Annotated in this window: 8 protein-coding genes and 1 CRISPR repeat array; all 8 genes read left to right on the forward strand. The window is 49.0% G+C overall.

Features of this window, described 5'->3' with window-relative positions:
* Window positions 1–440: 440 nt before the first annotated feature.
* The 8 genes from Q0117_RS07310 to Q0117_RS07345 all read left to right on the forward strand — a co-directional run bounded on the left by Q0117_RS07310 (window position 441) and on the right by Q0117_RS07345 (window position 8,417).
* On the forward strand, window positions 441–1,121 hold the full coding sequence (locus Q0117_RS07310; RefSeq protein ID WP_177387592.1) for a F0F1 ATP synthase subunit A: 681 nt from the start codon (window positions 441–443) through the stop codon (window positions 1,119–1,121).
* Window positions 1,111–1,335, forward strand: coding sequence for a hypothetical protein (locus Q0117_RS07315; RefSeq protein WP_297924165.1), 225 nt, complete (start codon window positions 1,111–1,113; stop codon window positions 1,333–1,335). Before Q0117_RS07310 ends, Q0117_RS07315 begins: the two co-directional genes overlap by 11 nt.
* A 113-nt stretch (window positions 1,336–1,448) precedes the next feature.
* Complete coding sequence (gene gatB, locus Q0117_RS07320) at window positions 1,449–2,870, forward strand: Asp-tRNA(Asn)/Glu-tRNA(Gln) amidotransferase subunit GatB (protein ID WP_297924167.1); 1,422 nt, start codon at window positions 1,449–1,451, stop codon at window positions 2,868–2,870.
* Window positions 2,871–3,849: 979 nt separating this feature from the next.
* Window positions 3,850–4,743 (forward strand): NAD(P)H-dependent glycerol-3-phosphate dehydrogenase, encoded by an 894-nt coding sequence (locus Q0117_RS07325; protein ID WP_297924177.1) that lies wholly within the window; start codon window positions 3,850–3,852, stop codon window positions 4,741–4,743.
* A gap of 221 nt (window positions 4,744–4,964) precedes the next feature.
* A complete protein-coding gene (locus Q0117_RS07330) occupies window positions 4,965–5,210 on the forward strand; it encodes a hypothetical protein (RefSeq protein WP_297924169.1) in 246 nt (81 codons plus the stop codon).
* Between the two features lie 330 nt (window positions 5,211–5,540).
* Window positions 5,541–6,782, forward strand: a complete 1,242-nt coding sequence (locus tag Q0117_RS07335) for a uracil-xanthine permease family protein (RefSeq protein ID WP_297924171.1) — start codon at window positions 5,541–5,543, stop codon at window positions 6,780–6,782.
* Window positions 6,783–6,967: 185 nt separating this feature from the next.
* Window positions 6,968–7,735, forward strand: coding sequence for a DKNYY domain-containing protein (locus tag Q0117_RS07340; RefSeq protein WP_297924173.1), 768 nt, complete (start codon window positions 6,968–6,970; stop codon window positions 7,733–7,735).
* Window positions 7,736–7,742: 7 nt separating this feature from the next.
* Window positions 7,743–8,417 carry a hypothetical protein gene (locus Q0117_RS07345; RefSeq protein WP_297924175.1) on the forward strand — a complete coding sequence of 225 codons (675 nt, stop codon included), beginning with the start codon at window positions 7,743–7,745 and terminating at the stop codon, window positions 8,415–8,417.
* A gap of 518 nt (window positions 8,418–8,935) precedes the next feature.
* A CRISPR array of direct repeats spans window positions 8,936–9,488; the repeat unit is 30 nt; unit sequence GTGTAAATCTACTCCGCTGGAGTTTGAAAC.
* The last annotated feature ends 291 nt before the right edge of the window (window positions 9,489–9,779 follow it).

A 9,779-nucleotide genomic window follows, 5' to 3' on the forward strand; every position in this document is an offset into this window, starting at 1 on the left:
TCTTGGAATTCTTGGAATTCTTGGAATTCTTGGAATTCTTGGAATTCTTGGAATTCTTGGAATTTATCGCGGTGCCGTCGCGGTAGAATTTTATTGTATTTTTCGTATTCGTAAACGTAAATTTTACCACGCAACCGGTTTAGGGCTTCTCTGTATGCTAGATAAATTCTATTTTTGCAAAAATAGCGAATTGGCAGTGTAGCCGCAAATTTCGTGCTTACTAGCAAAAATTTTTTCATTCGCTGTAAATATGGAGCTAAATGCCAAAAAAACGCAAAATCCCCGCAGAAATGGCGCGCAAGCTAGACGAAAGTGCTAGGCAAGCAAAGCGGTGCAAGAATTCGCAAAGCTCAAAATTTCACTCGCTAGCGCAAATTTAAATATACTTTAACGAATAGAAGTGTAAAATACGCCTCAAATTTCAACGATCAAGGGTTTTTATGCTAAAAGACATCTTCCTTTTCGGCGGTTTAATTTCTTACGACCACACTTTTATCTACCTTTTCTACTTCTTTTTGGTCGTCGCTATCATCGTAGCCGTCGCGCTTTGTTCCACTCGCTCGCTTCAGCTTGTGCCACACGGCATGCAAAATATCGCCGAAGCCTACCTAAGCGGCGTGCTAACGATCGGTAAGGACGCGATGGGTAGCGAGGAGCAAGCCAAAAAATATCTTCCGCTAATCGCAACATTGGGATTTGTGATATTTTTTAGTAACGTTATCGGCTTGGTGCCGGGCTTTGAATCGCCGAGCGCGAGTCTAAATTTAACCCTTTCGCTTACGCTTTGCGTTTGGTTGTATTACCATTTTGAGGGCGTTCGCGAGCATGGCGTGATCAACTACCTAAAGCACTTTATGGGGCCTGTGAAAATCCTAGCTCCGTTTATGTTTGTTATAGAGATCGTCTCGCATTTTTCGCGCGTCGTATCGCTTTCGTTCCGACTTTTCGGAAATATCAAAGGCGACGATACCTTCCTGCTCGTTATGCTTACTCTCGCTCCTGCGCTAGTGCCGATGGTACCGTTCGCGCTGCTTACTTTTATGGCGATTTTGCAGACTTTTATTTTCATGGTTTTAAGCTACGTTTATCTAGCGGGCGCCGTGATCGTCGATGAGCATTAATTTTAAACGAAATTTCTTATACTTTCTCGTGGGTGCGTCGTTCGGATTGATCTTCGTCGGCGCATTCGTCTTTTTTGCCTATCCTTCATTTTATTTTTTGGGGCTAAAATTCCTCTTCATCTGCACCGCGCCGGGAGTGATATGCGTCATCATCACCTGCTTGATGGTCGATGTTTTCGATCTGAAAGAAAAGCTCCTTAGCAGCGGCGAATAGAAATCTATCCGATTAAATTTTAAAATTTAGCCGCGCCGTGCGCCGCTACAAGCGAGTATTAAAGCAAAAAATTGTAAAATTACGCGAAATTTTTATTCTAAAAGGTTAAGTTTATGTTTGAAACCGTGATCGGCCTAGAGGTACACTGCCAGCTAAATACCAAAACCAAAATTTTCTGCTCCTGCCCCACGAGCTTCGGCGACGAGGCGAATTCGCACGTCTGCCCGACCTGCCTGGCGCTTCCGGGCGCTCTTCCCGTGCTAAATGAGGAGGCGGTTAAAAAAGCCATCAGCTTCGGCACCGCCGTCAATGCGACGATCAATCGCAAGTCGGTATTCGACCGCAAAAATTACTTTTATCCCGACCTCCCCAAGGCGTATCAAATTTCGCAGTGGACGATCCCGATCGTAGAGCACGGCGAGCTTTTTATAGCTGTGGACGGACAGAGCAAGCGCATCGGCATTACGCGCGCGCACCTAGAGGAGGACGCGGGCAAAAATAATCACGAAAGCTCGCGCAGCCTCGTCGATCTAAACCGCGCCGGCACGCCGCTTTTGGAGATCGTAAGTGAGCCTGATATGCGCTCTGCGGACGAGGCGGTCGCGTATCTAAAAAAACTCCACAGCATTTTGCGCTTTTTAAATATCAGCGACGCAAATATGCAAGAAGGCTCGTTTCGCTGCGACGTGAACGTCAGCATCCGTCCGCAAGGCGAGCAAAAGCTCTACACGCGCGTGGAGATTAAAAATTTAAACTCCTTTAAATTTATCCAAAAGGCGATCGAATTCGAGATCGAGCGTCAGATCGAAGCGTGGCAGGACGGCAAATATGAGCAAGAGGTCGTGCAAGAAACCCGCCTTTTTGATACCGCTAAGCTTATCACCAAGCCGATGCGTAGCAAAGAAGACAGCGCCGAGTATCGCTATTTCCCAGATCCCGACCTGCTAACAGTGATCGTGGATGACGAGATGCTGGCTGCTGCGCAGCAGATCCCCGAGCTACCCGATCAGAAAAAAGCACGCTACGTCCGCGAGCTGGGCGTTAAAGAGAAAGACGCCGAGATCATAATCTCGACCTACGAAAATGCGCGATTTTTTGAGGATCTGATCGCGGCGGGGCACGAGCCCAAACTCTGCGTGAGTTGGCTTACCGTCGAGCTTGCAGGCAGGCTCAAAAACGGCGTTACGATCGAGGATTCGCCCGTAAACAGCGCGAAGATGAACGAGCTTTTAAGCGCGATCGAAGGCGACGCAGTGTCGCAAAAGGCGGCCAAAGAGGTGCTTGATTATTTAATGGAGCACGACGAGGCGGTAAGCTCGGTCATCGATAAGCTGGGCTTGAGGCAGGTAAGCGATGACGGCGCGATTTTGGAGATCATAGCGCGCGTGATGAGTGAAAACGAGGACAAGGTTGCAGACTACCGCGGCGGCAAGGACAAGCTATTTGGCTTTTTCGTAGGCCAAGTGATGAAAGAGGGCAAGGGCGCGTTTAACCCCGCGAAGGTGAACGAGCTTTTAAAACAGAAGCTGGGCTGATTTCGCAGCTTGCGTGGCGGCAAACGGCAAATTAAAGGCAGCGGCGCGAGTGCGATAGATGAAGCCTCTGGGATAAAATTTTAAATCCGCTCGCAGCGTTTTGCTTCGAGCTAAAGCTTTCGCGCGCCAATGGCGAAGGCTTTTCGTGTTATAATTTCATTCGGTGCGATCTCGGCGGCTATCCGCTCTGCCTTGCGCACGTTTTGTTCTTTTGAGTTCGTTTTTTCTCGTGCGGATCGTTTGCGCGAGTGTCGGTCTGCGACGGAGTGGTTTAAGAAGCGCGTCCGTTAGGAAATTTTACTCATGGCTACCTTCAAAGCGTGGCGAAGCTTGCAGGGAATGCGTAAAATTGCTCTGTTTGCGAGAGCGAGAACGGAAGCTCGGGGTGCGCGGATAGGGTCGAATACACAGGGTCGAATTTGAGTGGTAAGCCAATGTGTAGGCTAAATTTAATCAATCGCTGCGTCGGATGCGCGTGCCCCAAACCTTGCGCCAAACGATAACGTGGCGAGCGACCGCAAGATCATCTAGGCTCAAAGCACGCCTTGAGAGATTTAAGCGGATTTAAAAGTGCGATTTGCGATCGGGAGTCTGAGTAAAATTTTTAAAAATTTGATTTGCCTCGGCGATACGTGAGTGAAATTTTAAAGCGTATAATGAAGTTTCAAAATTCTCATTCGTTTGCTGCCGCGCCTTTTGTGAAAGTGTTTTTTGGCGGAAGAGCAAAACCTTAAAAGTATGAAATTTTAGTAAGGTAAATTTTAAAAAAGCGAAGTTTTGGCTGAGTAAATTTCAAAAGCGTAGAATTTTAACGAGACGAAATTTTGACGAGATGAAATTGAATTTTAAAGCGTGGCTTCGGCTAGCGTTTGTGCAGGCTCATGTAGGCGCTTTTGGGCTAAATTTTCAAAGAGCGGGAATTTCAATAGAATGAAATTTGAAAAACCGCAAATTTGCGAATAAATTTTTAAAAAGGAACATAATGAAAATCGCGGTTATAGGCGCTGGCAAATGGGGTAGCGCGCTTTTTGACGCGCTTAGCGCGAAAAACGAATGCGTCATCACTTCGCGCACGCCAAGGCAAATTCCGCATTTTGTAAGCGTGAGCGAGGCATTGGAGTGCGAAGCGCTCGTTTTCGCGCTCGCGGCACAGCAAACCGCGCAGTGGCTGGATCAAAATTTCACCTACAAAAATCAAAGAATTCTAGTCGCTTCCAAGGGCATCGACGCAGCAAGCGGTAGGTTTTTGAACGAAATTTTTGAATCTCATGTCGCGCGCGGCAATCTCGCTTATCTATCAGGTCCGTCGTTTGCTACCGAAGTCATGCAGAAGCTGCCTTGCGCGCTCGTCGTAAGCTCGTGTAACGAAAATCTAGCCGAACTTTTTGCAAGCGCCTTCCCTGCCTACATCAAAACCTACACGAGTGGCGATATCATCGGCGCAGAGGTGTGCGGTGCGTATAAAAATGTGATCGCCATCGCTAGCGGCGTTTGCGATGGGCTCGAGCTCGGAAATAACGCTAGAGCGAGCTTGATCGCGCGCGGCATCGTAGAGATCGCGCGTTTCGGCAAGTTTTTCGGTGCGCGGGACGAGACCTTTTTGGGCTTAAGCGGCGTGGGCGATCTGTTTTTGACCGCCTCGAGCGCGCTATCGCGAAACTACCGCGTAGGACTAGGACTTGCGCGCGGCAAGAGGCTCAATGAAATTTTGCGCGAGTTGGGCGAGATCGCCGAGGGCGTGGCTACGACCGAAGCGGTCGTAAATATCGCGACAAAGCACAAAATCTACGCTCCGATCGCTACCGAGGTCGCGCAAATTTTGCATGGAAAGGACGTAAGAGCGAGTCTAAAGGACCTGCTGCGCAAAAAATAGCCGTACGATGGAATTCTCTCGCTAAATTTTAGCGGTAAATTCGGCTTGTATAGGTTTTGATTTAGCCGCTATGCTTGTGAAATTTAGTTGCTGGTTTGCGGATTTTGGTCGTTGTTTGTTTGGATATGTCTACGCGGCTTTGCCTGATAATTTTATGGGCTTGATTTTCGCCTTGCGGCTTCGCGCATCTGATACGACGCAAAATCGCAGCAAAATGGCGCTTGTATACGATGTGGCGTAGCGGCTTTGACTTAAAATTTAGCTTTAAGCTTGAGTGCGAAATTTCAAAGCGAGGTCGTAAAATTTTAAAAGAGGCTAAAATTTTAAAACATTTAAGGTGGATCGCAGGTAGTCTGGAGCGCTACTGCTTCGTTTTGCTTGCAGCCGCCGATGGTCGGCAGTGGAGGGTGGAGCGGACTGCCCGTCTGCGACTGGGTAGGTCAAAATTTTTGATGTGTCAGATTTAAAAATTAAGGCGTGGTATTTTTTCTTTAGACGAGGCGGAAAGGCATAAATTTTGAAAATATTCAATACAGATGATGTGTAGTTTCGATAAATTTTTAGTGCTTGCAAAGGAGCGGGTTATTCGTCCGCGACTGCGGCGAGTTAAAATTTTACAGAATGTCGGTGTATTATAAATTTTAATACAGGAGCCAAGGCGAAGGATCGCAAGATGGATTTAAGGGTTGCGACGTAAAAATTTAGCGAAGATAAGGCATATAGCCTATCAAGCTAAATTTTTGCTAGCTCCGTTAAAGACGCTCGCGAGGCAAGCCGCAAAGATAAAAGAGGAGAAGATGGAAAAATACGAAGGCTACAATCTTAGGCTACGCGACGCTCTCGTCGGCGTACAGTTTTTATTCGTCGCGTTCGGCGCGCTCGTGCTGGTGCCGATTTTGACGGGGCTTGATACGTCCGTGGCGCTGTTTACGGCGGGTATCGGCACGCTGCTGTTTCAGCTCATCACGCGTAAACACGTCCCGCCGATCTTTCTTGCGTCCAGTTTCGCGTTCATCGCGCCGCTTAGCTTTGGCGTCAAGGAGTGGGGCATTGCCGCAACGATGAGCGGAGTGATCGCGGCGGGGCTTTTTTACGTGGTTTTAAGCCTGCTTATTAGGCTCAAAGGCGAGGACTTTTTACATAAAATTTTACCGCCCGTGGTCGTCGGCCCCGTCATCATGACGATCGGCCTCATCCTCTCGCCCGCGGCCGTAAATATGGTCATGGGCAAGGGCAAAGAGGCACTCTATACGCAGGGGCAGTCGCTTACCATCGCGCTCATCTCGCTTTCGGCCGTCATCGTCGTGATGATGTTCGGCCGCGGCATGCTGCGCCTCGTGCCGATACTTTGCGGCATCGCAGCCGGATACTGCGCGTCGCTGTTTGTCGGGATCGTGGATTTTACGCCGATTTTAAACGCGCCGTGGTTTGCGCTGCCAAATTTCACCGCACCGGTTTTTAAGCTCGAAGCCGTGATCTACATGGTGCCTATCGCTATCGCGCCCGCGATCGAGCACATCGGCGATATGCTCGCGATCAGCAACGTCACGAAGGAAAATTTTCTCAAAAACCCGGGACTTAAAAGCACGCTTCTAGGCGACGGGCTCGCGACGTCGCTAGCTGGCTGCTTCGGCGGACCTCCGAACACCACTTACTCGGAGGTCACGGGCGCGGTCAGCATCACGAAAGCCTACAATCCCGCCATTATGACCTTTGCCGCGCTTGCGGCGATACTGCTCGCCTTCGTGGGCAAGCTCGGCGCCGCGCTCTCCACGATCCCCGCTCCCGTCATCGGCGGCATTATGCTGCTGCTTTTCGGTATCATAGCGAGCGTGGGCATGGAGACGCTCATCAAAAACGGCGTGGATCTAGCCGAGCCGCGCAATATGATCATCGTCGCGCTCATCTTCGTCTGCGCGATCGGCGGCATGGTGCTGGACTTTGGCGCGATGAGCTTTAGCGGCGTGGGGCTTGGCGCGATTATCGGCATTACGCTAAATTTGGTGCTGCCAAAGACCAAGCATTTTGACGGATACTAAGTTAAATTTGCGCGGAGCTTGCGTCGTTTCGCGCGGTTGCGGGTAAATATTTGAGCTAAAATTTCGGCGTCAAATTTCCCCGCGGCTTTCGCCGCCAAATTTACCGCAGCCTAAATTTTAAAATTTCCCCTGCGAACGCTTTGAAATTTCTAACGTTTTAAACTAGCAAGATATATAATTGCCTTATGAAAAAGGCAGATAATTTAAGCAAATTTGATAAAAAGGCGCTAAGGCTGCTATTTGCGGTACTTTTCGTGCCGCTCTTCGTCTCGCTCGTTTTTATCTATGAGCTATCGGTGTATGATAGCTCGCGCGAGCTGCTCGCGGACGCGCAAAAGATCGGCGGCAGTGATTACTACAACATCGGCGGCAAAATTTATCTACGCTCTTGGAATCTCGCCCCTTACGAGCTGGAGGGCGGCGCGGACGCGGCGAGCTTTCGCGCGCTTGATGCCGGCAGATACTCCTACGCAAACGTCGGCATGGACGCTAGTAGCGTATTTTGCGGCGCTCGCAAGATGTCGGGGCTGGATCCCGCTCGCACGCAAAAGATCGGCTCTCGCTACTACAGCGACGGGCGCGTGAGCTACTTTTGCTCGGACGTTACGCGGCGCACGGGCGGCGCGATAAGCTACATTTACAAGGTATTTTTCCATGCGTTCGGGCTCTCCAATTGGCCGCAGGAGTACAACTATCCATACGCTAGACTCGATACCAGCGCGCCCATCTCGCCACTGACCGAGAGCCCTTACGTCGCCACGGACGGCGAGCGGGTCTTTTACGAGGGTAAAATTTTAGCGGGCGCGGATGCAAAAAATCTAAAACAGATAAGGCTAAAAATCATACACGAAGACGGTCTCGATTCGCCCGCGCACTTTCGCCCGGTCGGATCGGTGGCTAAGCGACGGACGCAGCGTCTACGCAGGCGGCGAGAGGCTAAATTTCACGCCTAGCGAGCAGATGTATCTCGTGGAGTCAAACGCCGGTATAGAGTTTCTTTATGATCCGAAGGCGGGCGCGGTGCTTATGAACGGCGAGAGATTTGACCCTGCAAACGAGCCCTATACGCCGCTAAATTTTCAGAGCGGACATCAGGAATACATGCTGTTTGCGAGCAAAAACGGCATATTTTATCTAAGCAAGGATAAAATTTTAAATCGACCGCGCGGTAGCGGCGCCGAGGGCTGGCTCAAAGACGCGTTTTGGTACGTGTATTATAAATTTGGAGCAGACGGCAGTAAGCTAAGTGCGCTAAAAAGGGCAGGCGATAACCCGTTTAAAGGCGCCGTGCGGCAGATCTCGGAGAAGCTTTTGAAAGATGACACGGGATTTTACTATCTAAATTTCTACTCGCATAGCGTCTACGTCACGGGTCGCAGCGGCAGGCATCTGGATAAGCGGACAAATTTCATCGAGCTGCGAAAGATCACGCTTGAGGTACATGACGAGGAGGTGATGGCGCAGATAGCAGACGAGGCGGCGCGAAACCCTGAAATGTCGCAGCAGGTCTTTACCGCGCAGGACGTGGAGTACGAAAACGGCGCGGCCTTTTATATGTATTGCCTTGCGGCGGTTTTATTGCTCGGAGCTTGGATTTATAGCTACCTTAGAAAACGCAGCTTGCACCGCGGTTAAATTTGGCGACGCGGCGGAAGGTAAATTTAGAGCGAGACTAAAATACCGACGTCATGTTATCCAGCGACCCTTGGCTAAAGAAAGTAAATTTTAAGAGCGAGACGGCACGGCGGAGCAGTAAATTTAAGATAGTATTGCGGTTGCCGGCGCAGCAATGCGGCAAATTTATGGGTGCTGCGATTGCGGGTACGACAGTGCGGCGGCGGGATACGATTGAACGTGCGTCAAAGTTTGCCGGTGCCGAGTTGTCGGTTTGTCGGCGCGCAGTAAACCAGCTAGATGGTGCGAGGCGGAATGACAGCGCGGCAAAACGGCAACGACTTTTGCGCCGTTAAATCGCGCTACCTAGTTTTAGTCGGAATTTTGAAAATTGTGCGGATAAAGCTTTGGCTGAGATTTGCAAAACACTACAAATACGGTGTTTTATTTTAAATCGCCTTTGTCGCTTATCTAAATTTAAGGGGTAAGAATATAAACTTCAAGTATTCATAGCCTGGAAAAATAGAATTTCTGACGCTGTGTAAATCTACTCCGCTGGAGTTTGAAACTATAGTGGGGTTTTTGGACGCGGATAGGTATTTTTCCGTGTAAATCTACTCCGCTGGAGTTTGAAACATTTAACCTGCGCGGATATGGAAGCAGAATTTATTCGGTGTAAATCTACTCCGCTGGAGTTTGAAACCCTTATACCTCCGTATCTTTGCCACATCATCGCGTGTAAATCTACTCCGCTGGAGTTTGAAACCCGCACCGTATGACGGTCAAGCAATCTAAAGTAGGGTGTAAATCTACTCCGCTGGAGTTTGAAACAACGATGGCGGTATCCCAGCTAAAATAGGTGAGGGTGTAAATCTACTCCGCTGGAGTTTGAAACTCGATCCCCCACATCTACGCACTCCTTGAGGAGCGAGTAAATTCTCTCCACTGGAGTTTGAAACTCAGATGAAAAATTGCTTGAGCTTATCTGCCAAGCAAAGTGTAAATTATCTCCGATGGGGTTTGAAACTGGCTATCACCCATGGAGTGCGTCCATTCGGCAATGTGTAAATTTACTCTGTTGGAGTTTGAAACCTACGGATTTTAAATCTTAAGCCCATAAAAATCGGCGTTTCAAGCACTGCTGCATTTTACTGTGCCTTGATTTGTGCTTCACCTGATAAAATTTAGGCTAAAAAATACATTATTGATAGCTCTGGATTAGCACTTTATGTGGATTTCAGTTTTAAGATCAATAATACCGACGCCAAAGCCCGGCTATCTAATTGATTTTAAATTTGCCGGGCGTTTTAAGAGTAAATTATATCGGTGTTTTGTTCTAGCTCTCGATATAGGTTTTTAGTTTGCGGCCGATCTTTGGGTGTT

This window comes from uncultured Campylobacter sp. (assembly GCF_937997535.1).
Classification (GTDB): domain Bacteria; phylum Campylobacterota; class Campylobacteria; order Campylobacterales; family Campylobacteraceae; genus Campylobacter_B.

Coding starts and splice junctions, on each gene's coding strand:
- gatB (WP_297924167.1), top strand. CDS start 1,449: ATGTTTGAAACCGTGATCGGCCTAGAGGTACACTGCCAGCTAAATACC.
- Q0117_RS07315 (WP_297924165.1), top strand. CDS start 1,111: ATGAGCATTAATTTTAAACGAAATTTCTTATACTTTCTCGTGGGTGCG.
- Q0117_RS07335 (WP_297924171.1), top strand. CDS start 5,541: ATGGAAAAATACGAAGGCTACAATCTTAGGCTACGCGACGCTCTCGTC.
- Q0117_RS07345 (WP_297924175.1), top strand. CDS start 7,743: ATGTATCTCGTGGAGTCAAACGCCGGTATAGAGTTTCTTTATGATCCG.
- Q0117_RS07340 (WP_297924173.1), top strand. CDS start 6,968: ATGAAAAAGGCAGATAATTTAAGCAAATTTGATAAAAAGGCGCTAAGG.
- Q0117_RS07310 (WP_177387592.1), top strand. CDS start 441: ATGCTAAAAGACATCTTCCTTTTCGGCGGTTTAATTTCTTACGACCAC.